The organism is Pedosphaera parvula Ellin514 (assembly GCF_000172555.1).
Taxonomy (GTDB): domain Bacteria; phylum Verrucomicrobiota; class Verrucomicrobiia; order Limisphaerales; family Pedosphaeraceae; genus Pedosphaera.
The window spans coordinates 1-15,230 of the sequence record NZ_ABOX02000062.1 but is presented as its reverse complement, the minus strand read 5'-3'; the positions used below and the strand labels follow the sequence as shown (position 1 = coordinate 15,230).

Sequence of the window (15,230 nt, the reverse complement as noted above, 5' to 3'; positions counted from 1 at the left end):
TTTACGAGGAACAACAGTCAGCATAAGCTAGGGAATCCGTGGCTAAAACCTCAACAATTAATTCACAACATGCTACCACTAAAGAGGTTGCCGAGATTTGCATTTTAGCCGGAGGACTGAGTTCTCGCATGGGCCGGGATAAGAGCAGACTCAAACTGGGTAGGCTCACGATGTTGGAGCATATTCGTGCAGTTGGAAAGCAGTCAGGCATGCCAGTCCGCATTATCCGACGGGATATTGTTCCCCGTTGTGGACCTCTAGGCGGTATTTACACAGGTTTACAAAGCAGCAAAGCTGACATTTTGCTTTTCGTTGCTTGTGACATGCCATTCCTCTCTTCCGAAATATTGATGAAACTGTGTCGAATGTTGAAATCCTCACAAAAAGCTCTCTTCGTGGATCATGGCGGTTTTGCAGGATTTCCCCTGCTCCTTCGAAGGGAAGTTTGCCTCCCCTTGGTTGCCCGGCAAATCGAGGCACAACAGTTATCCCTTCAGGAGCTCGCAAAAGCTTTGGACGCAAGATCGATTCGCCCGCCACGAACCTGGAAGAACCAACTGCGAAACATCAACACACCAGAGGACTACCAAACCGCTCTGGAACTCATCACTCAAGCAAGGGCTAATGTCATAACAAACAGTCAAGCTGGCGAATAGTGTTGTGTTACGACAACATAAAAACTTTATGCAAGCGCGTCTTGTCAAAGATGCCCACCGCCGGTAATGTCATGCCATGTTAAAACAGTCTGTTGTTTTGATGACTCTGCTTGCGTTGGGGCTCTATGCTTCCATGGCCGATGTCATCCAACTCTAGGATAAAGCCTCGGTTTCAGGAAAAATTTTAGCTGATCTTCTAAGAGACTGGTAGTGGACATCGGTTATACCGTCCTGGTCATTCCACGTAACCAAGTGGCCAAGATTACCAGTGATACCACCCCAACCCCCGCCCCTGCACCATCCAAAACAGCAGCAAGTCGCCCCGCTGCACCGACTTTGGCTGCCGTGGAAAGTAAATCAGGCAATTACCAAAACGGGAACACCCAATTGCCGATCAAGGATGTCAGGGAATTGGTCAACACTCTTGGTGAATCCGTGGTTCAGGTTCGCACCCCTGGCGGTTTGGGCTCCGGCTTTATCATTAATGAGAACGGCTACCTGATTACAAATTTCCATGTCATTGAAGGCGAAACCCAGATTTCGGTTGAAGTTTACCATCAGAAGGATGGCCAGCTTGAGCGGAAGGTTTACAAGGACGTAAAAATCCTGGCGATGAACAAGTTTCAAGACATGGCGTTGCTCAAAATTGAAGACAATGACTCACAGAAGTTCTCCAAAGTGCTGTTGGGTGATTCTGATGCCCTCGCAGTGGGTGAATCTGTTTTCGCAATTGGCAGTCCACTCGGTTTGGAACGCACAGTCACGGAAGGAATCGTCAGCACCAAGACCCGTGAATTGCAAGGCGAACTTTATATGCAAACCACAGCCCAGATCAATCCGGGCAACAGTGGTGGCCCTCTCTTCAACATGCGTGGCGAAGTGGTAGGGATTACGAACATGAAAATCACCTTTGGCGAAGGTCTTGGATTTGCCATCCCGATCGGAGCGGTGAAATACTTTCTGGACCACCGGGATGCCTACGCCTATTCGAATGATAATCCGAGCAATCCCTATCGTTATCTGCCGCCGCCCAGCAAGGGTAGGCAGACTCCGACGATCACAGCCAGCAAATAGGCTGGAATGAGTGGCTCATGGGACTTCAAGGGCGCAACTAATCGTAAATATTGTTGTTAACCAAGGAGCGTGCCTACGACACGCGGTTCATTTAAATCATGAAAAAGCTTATACCTATACTGACTGCAGTCGCGTGTTTGGCCCTTCGGGTTGGCGCTACTGTTCTCCCTGCGGAAAAACTTCTGCCGGACGACACCCTGTTTGTTTTCAGCATTCCGGATACCGTCAAGGCAAAGGACATTTACAAAAACTCGCCGCAAGGCCAGCTCTGGAATGACCCTTCTGTGCAGGCTTTCAAGGACAAGTTTGTTTCGAAATTCAAATCCGAATATGTCACCCCGCTCGAACGCGATTTGGGAATTCACTTCGACGATTATACTGGCCTGCTGCAAGGACAATTCACTTTCGCCGTAACCCAAAATGGCTGGGATGGGAAAAGCAAGGATGGTGCCGAACCCGCGTTGTTGCTGCTAATCGATACGAAGGATAAGAGCGATCAACTCAAGACCAACCTGACCGATCTGAAAAAGAAATGGGTTGATTCCGGCAAAAGTATCAAGACGGAAAAAATTCGTGACATCGAGTTTTCAGTGGCGGTCCTTTCCAGCAATGACTTGCCGAAATCGCTAAGAAAGAGCTCGTCCTCCGCCGATTCAACTGCCACTTCTTCGGATTCCAAAGAAGGCGGGGATGCGAAAAAATCGGACTCCAAAAAGCAGGTTTATATTGGCCAGGCTGAATCGATGCTGATCCTTGGAGACTCACCTAAAGTGATCGAAAAAGTGCTGGCCTGTATGTCTGGTGCGTCGGTGAAAACTTTGAGTGAATCAGCTTCGTTTGCCGCCAACGCCTCCCTCTTTCGCGAGGCCCCGTTATTCGGTTGGATTAATGCCAAGGCACTGATTAGTTCATTCACAGGTTCGGCAGACACTACAGAATCAGGTTCGGCGACCGGCAATCCCATGGATTTCAAACCCGAAAAGGTTGTGGCAGCACTCGGGTTGAACGGCCTGAACACGGTTGCGTTCAACTATCTTTATGCGAATGACGGTGCTCAATTCAATATTTCCCTGGGTGTTCCTGAGAGCAGTCGCTCGGGCATCTTTAAAATATTGGCGGGCGAGCCAAAAGAAACAGTGCCGCCTCCATTCATTCCCATGGATGCCGTAAAGTTTCAACGTTGGCGGATTGATGGCCAGAAGACCTGGGCCGGAATTCAAAAAATTGTGAATGATATCTCGCCCCAGGCGTTGAACACGTTGAACTTTCTGCTCAGCACTGCTGACAGCGGTGCCAAGGACAAGGATCCCAACTTCGACATTAAAAAGAACCTGTTCGGGAATCTGGGAAACGACATCATTACTTATCAAAAATTGCCAAAGGGTGAGACGCTTGCCGACTTGAACAATCCTCCTTCCCTGTTCCTTTTAGGCTCCCCCAACGCCGAACAGTTGGCGACCGCTCTTAAGATTACGACAGGTATTTTTATGGGGCAATCCGGGAATGGCCCCAAAGAACGTGAGTTTCTAGGGCACAAGGTCTATTCAGTATCCACTCCAGCAACTCCAGGTCAGAAAGATGCGAAGCCGGGCACCATCAGTTTTGCCGCCAGCGGAGGCTATGTGGCAATTACTTCTGATACTTCCATTCTCGAAGAATATTTGCGCAGCAGCGAAAAGGAAGGCAAGTCCCTCCGTGACGCGCCCGGCCTGAGTGATGCCAGCCAAAAGGTGGTCGGCAGCGGCACAAGCCTTTTCGGCTATTCAAATGATAGCGAATCTATGCGCGTCGGTTTGGAAGCCTTGAAAAAGGATCTGGGAGCCGCCACCGCATCCAGTACTCTGGCACCACTAGTCGCTGCATCAGGAATGGGTGATCCGGAAAAAATCAAGGAATGGATTGACCCTTCCCTGCTACCTACATTCGATAAGATTTCGAAATATTTCTACTTCACCGTGTATGGAGCCAGCGCGAATAGCGACGGGTTGAATTTCAAGGTATTCGCTCCGGTGCCTCCTCAATTGAAGAAGTAAAAGAAGACTTCAGCATCAAAGGCGGGCCGAAATGGCCCGCCTTTTTTGCTGGGCTGGTGCTTTCCTCATACCCCACTCTGAGCGGGTCCACAAAACGGAGTAGGAATCGGTAACGCAATTTTGGGTAGGGCTACGAAACATCCTGAGCGGATCTCGGATACTCTGGCGATGTGAGGAAACCCTCCAAGTCAAAATCGATTTCGGTCCCGGGGTATAACACTCTCCCGCCGCGAACTACGAATTCATGAAGCATTGAGTGAACCAATGTGATCGCCGATATGAGAGCCTGAAGCGAATCCGCACCCCAGATATCAGGAGGAGATTCGCCCCACCCTATAAACGCAATCTTACATCTGAAATCGCGGTCCTTTTTATAAATCGGACCAAACTGCACGGTCAAAGTAAGGCGTTCTCCACTCTGCTTTACCAGGTCCAAGGTCCGCTCTGCAAATGGTGTCGAATAGATCATAAAGTAGTCCTAACCAATCTGGGTAAATTTGCAAAATTTCTGCGGCCGAATTACATATCCTGGCATCACCGAATTGATTGAGGCGCCGTTACACCACCTATTCCGCCAGCGCCGGTATTGTCAAAAAGCCGACCAGAAACGAAAAAACAGCAACGGCTGCGCCGCATTTGCGAAAACGCTTATCCAGACTTGGGGCAAGGCAAATGAGTCCCAGTCCCAACGCCAAGGACATAAGAAAGGGTCCGATTGAATAACCCGCATAACGCAAGACTCGGCTTTGAGTGCTGCCGACCCAAAAGATTACCAGACACACAATGAGGCAACCGGCAAAAAGCGCGTGAGCCAGACTGCGAACCCAATCCCTCCCCGACCTTGGAATTAACGGCATAAATTGACGTAAAAGCTGAGACATTATCGCCGCATCGTCAAACAAAAAGGCCAACCTCTTTCGAGACTGGCCTTGAATTTTCGATCCAGCTTACTGCTGGAAATTTTATTCCTGCGGATAAACCAGAAGGCGGTCGTGAACCATGATGACGAGGTCATTCTTGCCATCGCCGGTTACGTCAATGATGAGACCTTCGCGAGGTTCGGGCAGGTCGCCACGGCGTCCACGGAAGGTGCGTTCTTCAAAGACCTGCCAACGGTTGGCTGGAACCAGTTTCCGATTGGCGTCGAAAGTAACCACGTCGAGGTAGTTTCTGGCGGTTTCCAGAAAGACGACGTCTTTTCGACCATCGTTGTCCAAGTCACCCGTGACCATGTCGTTCAAATGGCCGTCTTTGATTGGAGTTTCATAGCTGTCCAACTCCGTAAATTCCCAAACTTTACCTTCAAGAGGCATCCAACCCACCGCATCCTTTCCAAGGAATGCAACGCTGTTCAGGTTGGAGCTTCCCAGCGCAATCGATTGAAGACTGGTGAAGGAGGTAAAGGGCAAGGATATGTTGCGGACGACCTGCCAGACACCCGCTTTGTCACGCTCGGAAAGTGTCAGAACCTTTCGCTCAGCATCCAACAAAAACAGCGAATTGACGGCATTAGTCCCATTCGGTAGGGCAGCGACACCCACGAGTCGTGAGTTACTTCCCGCGCCGTTAATCTGTTCCTTAACGCTGAACACCCAGCCAGCGCGATTTGTGGAATTTTGAGCTGCAGCTTCCTGCTTGAGCACCACGGCCCGCAGAAAATTCTTTTGAGCCAGGAGCAATTCAGGTTTTCCATCACCATCGACATCCACCGAACTCATCCAAGGCTCTTCGACACTGCCGCCGGGCGGCGCGACATCCTGCTCATCGAAATCCTTGCCCGTCACTTGAAGCAGAACTTTGATCTTCTCATAAGGAATCAGCACAACCAGATCGGCCAACCCATCTTGGTTCACGTCCTGAAAAGCAATGGAAGTCGGATTCGATTTGAAATTCTCATTCAACTTCTGAGTTTTGCTCTTACCATCAGCAGTGCGAGTCACCAGGGAACGTTTTCCATCCTGATCCACGATGACTGCCAGCACTGGCTTGCCATCTGCCTTCAGTTTGCCGACTGCCATGGCTAGAGGTTTGCCATCCAAAGGAATGCGGGTTGGGAAAGGCAATCCACCCTTCTCATCCATTTGGGCCACGCCAAGTTGACGTTCATCACCACTCAAAAGGAAAATGTCAGGCTTGCCATCCCCGTTCCAATCCCCCACGGCCAGATCACTGACCCCGGTGAGCGTAGAGAAAGTTTTAGGAGCTTCCAATGTGCCGTCAGGTTTTTGAAGGTAGATCGAGACCTGTCCGCTCTCAGGTTCTGCCACCAGCAAGTCGGGCAACTTGTCACCGTTGACATCGGCCCAGAGCATGCCGCGTCGGGCCTTATCGCTCTTGTTTAAGGGCATGACTTGAAACTGGCCCTTCTTGAATACACCGGAAAGTTCCTCCGCCGCTTTCCGTGTGAATTCAGAAACCTGGGCGCGTCCAGAGTTCTGGGCGATCGTAATAATTTGATTCTTTTCATTTCCCTCCAGATTGTCCGTTGTATAGGAACGGATCGGAGGCACTGCAAAATAAATTTCAGGTCCCAACTGGCCGGAGTCATTTTGCAGTCGGAAACGGAATGGATTAGGACTCTCCCAGTTGACCAGCATAAGGTCGTTACGTCCATCCCCATCAATATCCAGCACTTGCACAGCTTTGACTGAGCCTGAGTACGGAATTTTTTCGGGCTCGCCCAGGGTATGGTCTTTCTTTTGGCTTAAAACATACACCTGCGTTTCGCCAAGCAATACCAGGTCCGTAAGGTGGTCCCCATTCAAGTCACCGGAAACCAGAGCGTTTCCTGTGAGCTGACCGTCATCAATTGCCCAACGTTTGGGCGCGCTCCAGCCATTTGTGCCCTGATTGTAAATTACCACGAGTTCCTTTGGCTCGCCGTAGTAGGCAATGTCGGGTTTACCGTCACCATTTAAATCAGCTACCACGAGTGCCGAAATACGCTTTTCCGAGGCAATTGACTCGATGCGAAAACGGGCATCAGGTGGGAGTTCGTTCAACTCCTGTTTGATGTCTCGCGCCGAGGCCTTCTTCACCCGGTTGGTCTGGCCGGTCTGGTTGTATAATAAATTGATTTTAGACCTGGCGTTATTAACGAGCACAAGGTCATTCAGGCCATCTCCGTCGAGATCAGCGGATCGCAGAAGGGATATTTGAGGATCGATCGGGAAAATCTCCGGTCCGGTAAAGCCGAAGCGGTTGGTAACATCCTCTGCGCGCGAAGCACTTAAAAGAAAAAATGCAGCGCTTAACAGAGAGCCCGCGCGCAGGAGGGTTTTAGTTAGATTCGGTTTTTGCATTGTAAATATTTAATAAACTAACGGGGAAAGTGCCATTGGTTGTGCAAGTTGGCTAGTCTATTCACCCAGGATATGTGCGGCCACGCGCCGGGAATGTGGTTCGACGCGATGTTCCCAAACATAGATTCCCTGCCAGGTGCCCAAAACCAGGCGGCTGTCCATGATGGGAATACTAAGGTTGACGGCAGTGAGCGCAGTCCGCACATGCGCAGGCATGTCGTCCTCCCCTTCAGCAGTGTGTTGGAAAAGCGCATCGCCATCCGGCACCAATCGTGAGAAAAAACGCTCCAGGTCGCGACGAACTTCCGGGTCGGCGTTTTCCTGAATGAGGAGTGAAGCGGAGGTGTGACGCAGATGTAGCGTTATTAGCCCTTGTTGGACAGCACAGTCACCTATCCAGGCGGAGACTTGCCTGGTGATCTCATAAAAACCACGGCCACGAGTAGCCACTGAAAATTCGTAAGACGCCTGATGCAGCATTGTTTCCTCAATCAAAGACTCGTTTTACCAAGACTTTGTTCAAGGATTATTCTGAGCAGTTTTGGTGACTTCAAGCAGCTTTTCCAAATCAGAGTTTTTTGGGTGTCCAGCTGCCAAAGCTTTTTGGTAATGCCAGCGGGCAAGTTCCGTCAACGGCGGCTTTTGAGTGACGTAAACCACAGCGAGATTGTTGTGTGCGCTGCCGTACCCGGGATCGAGCTGGATGGCTTTGCGCAAAGCCGTTTCAGCCGGCCCACGAAGGCCTTTATGACTGAGGGTAATGCCAAGGTAATTCTGGGTTTCGGCGTTTTGAGGATCCAACTGAGCCGCGCGACTTAGAGCATCCAATGCCTCGTCGTATTTCTCTTCCTGAAACTTGACGCGTCCGAGGATGGAGAGACAATAAGCATCATTGGAATCAACGCTCAAAGCCTGCTTTAGATTTTTCTCTGCCTCATCAAACTGCCCGCGCTCCGCTTGAATCATGGCCAGGTTGCCCAGGGTAAAAACGTTTTTGTCATCTTCCTTGAGAACCTTCAAATAATTTTCCTCTGCCCTGTCATACTGGTGTTTGACGAAGAGACTTTGAGCTTCAGCCACCAGTTTGCCGGATTCAGCGGACAACTGTTTGCGAGGTTTTTTCGCCGGAGTTGTGTCCGCGGTGGACAGTTTGGAATCGGGATTATTAAAGAGAGCAAGTTCCTCAGTAGTATAGGGAATTTGATGTGCTTCGAGGGTATCGACGCGAGCACGAAGCGTGGCCAACTCTTTGGTCATGCTTACAATGCGAGCGGAAGTTTCCTTGCCCTTCTTCCGACCGTTGAGTTCCTTTGTTGCGACGTCGAGGCTCTTCTGCAGCTCGTCGCGTTGAGCTTCCAACATCTTGATCTTTTCAACAGTGGCAGCGTCGAGGGCTGGGGCGGCGGCAACCGCAGGCTGACTCGCAGTAACTTGTTTTAGACGGCTCTCGAGGGCAATTTTTTCGAGGCGAAGGATTTCCTTGTCTGACTGTAAGGCAGCAACCTGGGCCTGAGCTTGGAGTAATTGGCGGCTCAAGTCGTCACCTTTGGCCAGGGTTCCATGCTTGCCCTTGAGATCAGCCAGTTCATTTTTAAGAATTTCATTTTCACTACGCAGAGCGTCACTATTCTCATCCTTTGCAGGAGCGACCTTAACTTTGACCTGGAGAGCCTGCTTTTCGGTGGTCAAAGATTTATTAGCCTCAATCAAAGCATTTACTTTGACATTCGCTTCGGCCAGATCTTTGCGGGCTTGCTCCAAAGCAGCGGCATCGACCTGACTCGCATTGGTCTTAACCTGGGCGAAGGTCACTTTGAGCAGATCATTTTCCTTCTGAAGTTCGTTGATGTGTTGTTCTGCCTTGGCAAGTTCACGGGGATCAATCGAAGCCGGTTGGGCGCTCAAAGCCTCTTTCAGCTTGGCTTCGAGCGAGGATTTGTCAGCCTGCAACTGCTGAATCTGCGTCTCCATCGCCTTGATCTGGGAGTTCAGTTCAATTGAAGCCGAAGGCGGCGTTGCATTCGTGGTTGCTGGAACCGGCGCAACGGGTTCGCTGGGGACGGCCACAGGTGCAGGAGTTGTTGGTTCGTTGGTAGTGGCCGGGGTTTCGGTCGGAGCATTGGTGGCGGCATTCACAGGAACGGGAGCATTCGTTGCCGCCGCCTGGGCCTGGGTCTTTAAAGAAATTTGGGAAATCCGGCTGCCGAGGTAATTAAGGCGATAGTTCACCACTTGGCTGTTCCAACTCGGATTTCCGGCCTGGAACCTCTTCAGTGCAGCCTGAGCATCGAGATACTTGGCCATGGCGGCGCCCGCCTGACCTTTTTCATTCAACGCGTCTGCCTGCTGAATTAAATTATAAATAGCGATGTATTGATCATCTGCCCCTTCAGCCCATGCTCCCGGAGCAAGCGATAGCGAGGCTAAAACCACGAAGGTGAAGAAACGTTTCATTAGTTTATATTAGTCAGGTCAGGCGGCACTTTGCAATCCCAACATCTGCCCATTGAAAGGTTAAGTAGACCGGTAGCAAAAGCAAAAGAGCAGCCTCCACTTCCCCGTTGACGGCAGAAGTGAGAGACTGAAGCAAATGTGAAATGAATTTCGCAACACTTACTTTTTCCGACGCCGGAGCATGATGAGTATCATAGTCCCACCCATTCCTGCCAGGGCGATCGTTGAAGGTTCCGGAACAGATGACAAAAATAAGCGCTTAAATCCAGTCGGGCCGAAGAGCATGGCGGCGGGGGCGCCAGCGTTGGGTCCGGTAGGATTTATCCAGGCTCCTGAAGTATCGATCTCCACGGAGAGATTGTTCGGAGCAGCAGCCAGTGCAGCTTCATAAGTAGTGTAATTGCCAGTCCACCCCCTCACCTCAAACATAGCATTGGCTCCGGGCGCGGTCCCGTTGGGTGTGGTGTAAACGCCGCCGTTGAAAACACCGTCCGCCACTCCGCCCACAGCAGGTCCAATCTGGACGAGTTGAGCTTCGGTGGAACCGAGTATTCCCCAATACAAAGCTACATGGAAATTGTTCTGGGGAGCATTGCCATAAGTGCTTATGCCGTTGTTCGTGTAGACAGGAAATTGAGGGGTGTTGGCAAAATAGATTGTCCCCTGCCCAAACGCGCCCACGACGTACGTGATGAGCCCAAAAATCAGAAATAGTATCCTTTTCATACCCAATAATTAACCAAGACCGGTTGTTACCTCTGGCTAAATTCCCATTGTATCCAATGCGAATAGCGAGTGTAATGACGATGCAAGTTAGATCAGGTTAGGTTTGCTTAAAAAGGCGATCCCTGGGTAAGAATTTTTAAAGCGGCTCGCCTGGAACGTCTCCCATTTGGAACGCTGCTATATCACCACAAAAGCTAAAAAATTGCAACACTTTTTCTAGTTTCTTTTCGGGAAGTTTCAAAGAAATTACAACCCTCTCTGTTTAAATAACTTTGATTTGATACTTGTTAAAACACGTCGCTCGTCCCCGCTCCAGAAGCTCGATCCTGTCTGCATATACCGAATGCCGAAAGAAATTTCCGAATGGCAGGAGGGATTTTGGTTTGAGGCAAGGCGGAGGCCGCAGGCGCTATCCATAGATAGCGACCAGGCCGACAACGCCGCCTCAAATCAAAAGCACCCTGCAGCCAATGATTAGTGAATTTCTTCACCCCCAAGACCATGGCTTTTCAGTCCTCACTTTCATCAGGCTTATTGCCTGCTTTCCTTCCGGTTCTTTTCCCCATTCCGGAAATTAATTTTGGGATTCGGTATAGGCACCCGTTGACTCAGAAAGTCCTCTACCATTAGATGTGTTCTTCAGTGGCCATTGACACGAACAAACACAATATGTTAATTTTGCCGCCGGACGCACTCGGTTATGAATTCTTTTCTAAACCAACATGTGCTGGTGCTGAATCGCCTCTGGCAGGCGGTGAACATCTGCACTGCGCGGCGGGCCCTGACTTTATTATTCGAAGGGCACGCTCACGTTGTTCTCGATGGCCAGGACGGTTCTTTCCAAACGTTCAACTTCAGCCAGTGGCAGGATTTTTCAGAGCAACAACCGCATCCCGAAAGCATCCACACCATTTCTTTCAAGATCCGTGTCCCGCGAGTGATTCTTTTGGTCATGTTCGACCGTTTACCGAAGAAGGAAGTGAAGTTTACCCGGCACAATATCTTCGAACGCGATAATAATACCTGCCAATACTGCGGAACGGTGTTTGATCGAAAAGACCTGAATCTTGATCACGTGATTCCGCGGGATCGTGGCGGACCAACAACCTGGGAGAACATCGTCTGCTCTTGCATTCCTTGTAATACTCGCAAGGCCAATCATACACCCTATGAAGCAGGCATGCACTTAATTCGCAAGCCGAAACGCCCGAAATGGCGGCCTTTCGTGCAGGTTAATCTGGGCCTGAACCATCACGATAGTTGGAAGCATTTCCTCGACCTGGCCTATTGGAACGTAGAACTTGGGGAAGATATAGGGCCCTGATCCAGCCGGAGACCTCGCTCTCCAAAATTTTCGGCAGATTAAGTCACTCAGCGGTTTTAGCAGAAGCAGAACGTGCCGCTTCAATCAGTTCCCAGAACTTCGGATTCTGTTGGAGCGCTTCATCCTCATCCAGCTTCAACCCGGAGCGAAAGTAAAAATCCTTCAAGGTATGCCGGCTAAGGATTCGATAAACCACCAACCCAAGGTCGTGCTTTTCAAAATAAACCCGGTAATCCCCCACCCTGAAGCGATGCAGCGTGCGGCCGGCGCGTTCGAGCTTTCCGAAGGCATCCAAGTCCGTATTCATCACCTGCTGGGGAAGACCGCGAAATTCACCCAAAATGTGCAACTGAAGTTCCTTCGGCATGCGGGCCAGTTCGCCAGCACTCGTGGGGTTAAAAATAATTTGAAAAGGCCGCATTTAATAAAATTGGTAGCGCGTACGGGAATCGCACCCGTCTTTCAGCCTTGAGAGGGCCGTGTCCTAACTGATAGACGAACGCGCCTGACCGGCAATTCTCCTAAGATGCTATCTGACTCTTTTCATCTGTCAATACACGGAATAGGAACATCCGCTTCCAGAAATAAATTTTGGCATTAATTTCCTATTCGATATAGATTAAATGCTGATTTTTAACAGGTGAAATCCGCGCTATGATACGCTTTTTCAAAAGGTTCAGCTTGCCATTGTTCCTCGCAATAGGCGTGGCCTGTTTTTTCTGGTGGAAACATACGCAAGGCGAGCCGGAATTTCGCGGTCGACTGCTAACTACCTGGATGCATCAATTGCATGACCAGTCAGGAAGTGAAACGGAACGCGCTGAAGCCCTGGATGCGATAAAAGCCATGCACGAATCAGCCGTATCCTATCTGGCTAACATCGTGAAACCCGATGAATCCTGGTTCAGGCAAAAGGCGAGAGACCGATATGGAATAAAGCATCCTTTCCTGTATAAATGGTTTCCCCCCTTGCTTCAAAGCGCGGACCGTCAGCAGGCCATTGTGACCTTGGGACAATTGGGTCCGCTGGCCGGCAGTGCCATTCCCGCTCTTGAATGGGCAGCCAGACACAAAGATGCCAGGTGTGCGGAAGCCAGGACAGCGCTACAACAAATACGCGGGGAATCTGCAGCACAGTGGATTGAAGCAATGGAGAATGGCAACACAAGAGGAGAGATTGAGGTTACCGCGTTGCTGGCCTCCTGTAGCACGAATGCTCATGCCTCCATTCCGGCGCTTTGTCAGGGCCTGTCTTCCACCAATGAATGGGTAAGTTTGGCTTGCACCCGAGCGTTTGGCCAACTTCACACGGACGCCGGAATTTCCGTGCCTGCACTCGTGGAAAACATTAAACGCTTTCGCTCTGCTCCCCTCGCCTCTCCCTCGAGGGTGCAAGCCAGTATGTTCGCCTTGAGCGCGTTCGGTGCCGAGGCCCGGCCTGCAATCCCAACACTGAAGGAATGTCAGCTGGATTCCCGTCTGGGAACGCGCCGCGTCGCGATGATATGTTTAACCCGTATTTTGGATTACCAGGAAGCCAGGGAAATGCTGGCCGCAAGTTTGGCTGAGCCGAACCAGGAAGTTCATGATACAGCCGCTCGCCTGCTGCAACAGTTGGATGCTAAAGCGGATCATGGTTCATTAGCTAAATAGCGCGAGGCTGAACTGGGACATATTCATCCCGAGAGTTTCCTTGTTTATCGCCTCACCGTTTTCCTGGACATAATTAGGATGCAACTCCCTAAGCCTGAAAACCGCCGCCTCTCATGATCACTTGCTGCGACGGCGGAACAGCAAAAGAGCGGCTCCGCCGAGACTGGCAAGCGCGATCGTGGAAGGTTCAGGAACACCGATGACAAAGCCTTGAACTTGACCAGGACCACTACCCCAGATGACTCCCGCAGGGGTTGCACCACCGCCCAGCGTTACACTTCCGATTGAGGACATACCGAAGTATCCAGTCGAATTGCCATTCATGGCTGCTTCATAGCTGCCATAACCGCCGGTAGCAGACCAGCCTTTGACTTCAAAGGCGTATGTGCTGCCCAAGGCAAAACCAGTTGGCAACGCATAGGTTGAGAGCGAAATAACGCCCGCAATTGGAGAATTGGTGAACAACATTACTGGAGTAGTGACGACACTCAGAGAACCTGCATCCGCAGCCAGATAAAGGCCGAAAATATAATTACCCTTACCACTCATCAGACCTGAAGTACCAGACCAATTGTTGGTGGTAATATTGAACCCGGTGTTATTGAAGTTTATCGTGCCTTGAGCGTGCGCAGCCGCAGCCATGGCTAGGTATCCGGCAACCAAAATGGTGCTTAGGATTTTTTTCATTTTTTGAAAATTGGTTTTTAAGCTCCTATCTATACAGCAGATAATACAAATACAGAGATTGACTTCAAGCGTAATCTTACAGAGTCCCTTCCATGGAAAATGACCAGGCATCAGCACAATGAAAATTCCTCGCGCGGCTTCCTGTAAAAATGTACACAAAAAAAGCCGCCCTTTCGGGCGGCTTGAAAAATACACTAATCAATTACTTGCGGCGGCGGAACAGCAACAGCGAAGCTGCGCCAAGGCCGGCAAGAGCGATTGTGGAAGGCTCAGGAACTGGCGTCAAGGTAAAGCCTTGAACTTGACCAGCGTTATTACCCCAGATGACTCCCGCAGGGGTTGCACCACCACCCAGCGTTACAGTTCCGATTGAGGAGATACCGAAGTATCCATTCGGATTGCCATTAAAGGCTGCGTCATAGCTACCATAACCGCCGGTAGAGGACCAGCCTTTGACTTCAAAGGCGTATGTGCTGCCTGCGGCAAAACCACTTGGCAACGTAACGGTTGAGAGCGAAATAACGCCCGCAATGGGAGCATTGGAAAACAACATCACTGGAGTAGTGACGGCACTCAGAGAACCTGCATCCGCAGCCAGATAAAGGCCGAAGGTGTAAGCTTTTGAACCCGACATTACACCACTAGTACCAGCCAAATTGTTGGTGGTAATGTTGAACCCAGTGTTATTGAAGTTCACCGTGCCTTGGGCATAGGAGCTTACCGCCGAAGCCAGAACTCCGGCACCCAAGACTGCACTGAGAATAAGTTTTTTCATGTTTTTTGTTTTTTGATTGTAGGTTTTAAGTAGGTTTTAATAATTTATTGAACAGTGAAACCACGAGTCCAATTGGTCGATGAACCTGGATTCAGGAGCACAAACCCTTGGCCAACTGCAGGTGCGACTGGCACAAGATTGAACGAGGTATCAGACCATCCGTAACCGTCAATATATGTAATGGGCTGGCTATAGGAACCACTGGTGAAAGTCATATACTGCAAACCATTCACCGTTGGCAACCCGTTCGTGGTCAAGTCTTGAGAAACTGGCGGAATCGAGGAATAGAAACCATAGCCTGGGTTAATATTGATGGTCTTTGATCCCTGAACCACTTCACCCGTAAATGTGACATTCGTATTAACACCAGTGTTGTTTAACACAAATATACCTTCACCAGGCGAGATAGTGGTTGCGCTGGGATTGAAATCAACATCATACCAGGTACCACCGATGATGGTATCAGGCTGAGTAAAGGTCGCAGCACCAGGATTCCACTTAATCACCTGAATACCATCAGGAAGATTTACACCGAAAACGCTGGCA

General features: G+C 50.2%; 14 protein-coding genes and 1 tRNA gene. 5 read left to right on the top strand and 10 right to left on the bottom strand.

Annotated elements, in window-relative coordinates; translation table 11 throughout:
- Positions 1-38: 38 nt before the first annotated feature.
- The 3 genes from CFLAV_RS37960 (at position 39) to CFLAV_RS28330 (ending at position 3,763) form a co-directional block, all read left to right on the top strand.
- Positions 39-656, top strand: coding sequence for a molybdenum cofactor guanylyltransferase (locus tag CFLAV_RS37960; protein WP_150107646.1), 618 nt, complete (start codon positions 39-41; stop codon positions 654-656).
- Between the two features lie 252 nt (positions 657-908).
- Positions 909-1,730, top strand: coding sequence for a S1C family serine protease (locus CFLAV_RS28335; RefSeq protein WP_160164682.1), 822 nt, complete (start codon positions 909-911; stop codon positions 1,728-1,730).
- 98 nt (positions 1,731-1,828) lie between these two features.
- Positions 1,829-3,763, top strand: coding sequence for a hypothetical protein (locus CFLAV_RS28330; RefSeq protein WP_007418355.1), 1,935 nt, complete (start codon positions 1,829-1,831; stop codon positions 3,761-3,763).
- A gap of 130 nt (positions 3,764-3,893) precedes the next feature.
- On the opposite strand, the gene CFLAV_RS37955 is transcribed toward CFLAV_RS28330, so the two are convergent.
- From CFLAV_RS37955 to CFLAV_RS28300, 5 genes are all read right to left on the bottom strand, one after another.
- Positions 3,894-4,232, bottom strand: a complete 339-nt coding sequence (locus CFLAV_RS37955) for a DUF6968 family protein (protein ID WP_007418354.1) — start codon at positions 4,230-4,232, stop codon at positions 3,894-3,896.
- A gap of 493 nt (positions 4,233-4,725) precedes the next feature.
- Complete coding sequence (locus CFLAV_RS28315; RefSeq protein WP_007418352.1) at positions 4,726-7,065, bottom strand: FG-GAP repeat domain-containing protein; 2,340 nt, start codon at positions 7,063-7,065, stop codon at positions 4,726-4,728.
- Between the two features lie 57 nt (positions 7,066-7,122).
- Positions 7,123-7,545 (bottom strand): secondary thiamine-phosphate synthase enzyme YjbQ, encoded by a 423-nt coding sequence (locus tag CFLAV_RS28310; protein WP_007418351.1) that lies wholly within the window; start codon positions 7,543-7,545, stop codon positions 7,123-7,125.
- Positions 7,546-7,584: 39 nt separating this feature from the next.
- Positions 7,585-9,519: a tetratricopeptide repeat protein gene (locus CFLAV_RS28305; protein WP_007418350.1), complete on the bottom strand. Its 1,935-nt coding sequence runs from the start codon at positions 9,517-9,519 to the stop codon at positions 7,585-7,587.
- A 159-nt stretch (positions 9,520-9,678) separates the two neighbouring features.
- Entirely contained in the window at positions 9,679-10,245 is a 567-nt protein-coding gene (locus tag CFLAV_RS28300) for a PEP-CTERM sorting domain-containing protein (RefSeq protein WP_007418349.1), read from the bottom strand.
- A 700-nt stretch (positions 10,246-10,945) separates the two neighbouring features.
- Here CFLAV_RS28300 and CFLAV_RS28295 point away from each other — a divergent pair.
- Entirely contained in the window at positions 10,946-11,569 is a 624-nt protein-coding gene (locus CFLAV_RS28295) for an HNH endonuclease (RefSeq protein ID WP_007418347.1), read from the top strand.
- Between the two features lie 43 nt (positions 11,570-11,612).
- Here CFLAV_RS28295 and CFLAV_RS28290 read toward each other — a convergent pair whose 3' ends face one another.
- Positions 11,613-11,990 carry a type II toxin-antitoxin system RelE family toxin gene (locus CFLAV_RS28290; protein WP_007418346.1) on the bottom strand — a complete coding sequence of 126 codons (378 nt, stop codon included), beginning with the start codon at positions 11,988-11,990 and terminating at the stop codon, positions 11,613-11,615.
- A gap of 10 nt (positions 11,991-12,000) precedes the next feature.
- Positions 12,001-12,075, bottom strand: a tRNA-Glu gene (locus tag CFLAV_RS28285).
- Positions 12,076-12,223: 148 nt separating this feature from the next.
- Between CFLAV_RS28285 and CFLAV_RS28280 the strand changes: the two genes are divergently transcribed.
- Positions 12,224-13,222, top strand: a complete 999-nt coding sequence (locus CFLAV_RS28280) for a HEAT repeat domain-containing protein (RefSeq protein ID WP_007418345.1) — start codon at positions 12,224-12,226, stop codon at positions 13,220-13,222.
- Between the two features lie 117 nt (positions 13,223-13,339).
- Here CFLAV_RS28280 and CFLAV_RS28275 read toward each other — a convergent pair whose 3' ends face one another.
- The 3 genes from CFLAV_RS28275 to CFLAV_RS35840 form a co-directional block, all read right to left on the bottom strand.
- On the bottom strand, positions 13,340-13,909 hold the full coding sequence (locus CFLAV_RS28275) for a PEP-CTERM sorting domain-containing protein (RefSeq protein ID WP_040550587.1): 570 nt from the start codon (positions 13,907-13,909) through the stop codon (positions 13,340-13,342).
- A 202-nt stretch (positions 13,910-14,111) separates the two neighbouring features.
- Complete coding sequence (locus CFLAV_RS28270) at positions 14,112-14,684, bottom strand: PEP-CTERM sorting domain-containing protein (RefSeq protein ID WP_007418343.1); 573 nt, start codon at positions 14,682-14,684, stop codon at positions 14,112-14,114.
- Positions 14,685-14,728: 44 nt separating this feature from the next.
- Positions 14,729-15,230 (bottom strand): hypothetical protein (locus CFLAV_RS35840; protein WP_007418342.1); only part of this gene is annotated, 502 nt, incomplete at its 5' end.

Bases quoted from the DNA above. Each gene is read 5' to 3' on its own strand.
- CFLAV_RS28330 (WP_007418355.1), top strand. From the start codon at position 1,829: ATGAAAAAGCTTATACCTATACTGACTGCAGTCGCGTGTTTGGCCCTT.
- CFLAV_RS37955 (WP_007418354.1), bottom strand. From the start codon at position 4,232: ATGATCTATTCGACACCATTTGCAGAGCGGACCTTGGACCTGGTAAAG.
- CFLAV_RS28315 (WP_007418352.1), bottom strand. From the start codon at position 7,065: ATGCAAAAACCGAATCTAACTAAAACCCTCCTGCGCGCGGGCTCTCTG.
- CFLAV_RS28310 (WP_007418351.1), bottom strand. From the start codon at position 7,545: ATGCTGCATCAGGCGTCTTACGAATTTTCAGTGGCTACTCGTGGCCGT.
- CFLAV_RS28305 (WP_007418350.1), bottom strand. From the start codon at position 9,519: ATGAAACGTTTCTTCACCTTCGTGGTTTTAGCCTCGCTATCGCTTGCT.
- CFLAV_RS28300 (WP_007418349.1), bottom strand. From the start codon at position 10,245: ATGAAAAGGATACTATTTCTGATTTTTGGGCTCATCACGTACGTCGTG.
- CFLAV_RS28295 (WP_007418347.1), top strand. From the start codon at position 10,946: ATGAATTCTTTTCTAAACCAACATGTGCTGGTGCTGAATCGCCTCTGG.
- CFLAV_RS28290 (WP_007418346.1), bottom strand. From the start codon at position 11,990: ATGCGGCCTTTTCAAATTATTTTTAACCCCACGAGTGCTGGCGAACTG.
- CFLAV_RS28280 (WP_007418345.1), top strand. From the start codon at position 12,224: ATGATACGCTTTTTCAAAAGGTTCAGCTTGCCATTGTTCCTCGCAATA.
- CFLAV_RS28275 (WP_040550587.1), bottom strand. From the start codon at position 13,909: ATGAAAAAAATCCTAAGCACCATTTTGGTTGCCGGATACCTAGCCATG.
- CFLAV_RS28270 (WP_007418343.1), bottom strand. From the start codon at position 14,684: ATGAAAAAACTTATTCTCAGTGCAGTCTTGGGTGCCGGAGTTCTGGCT.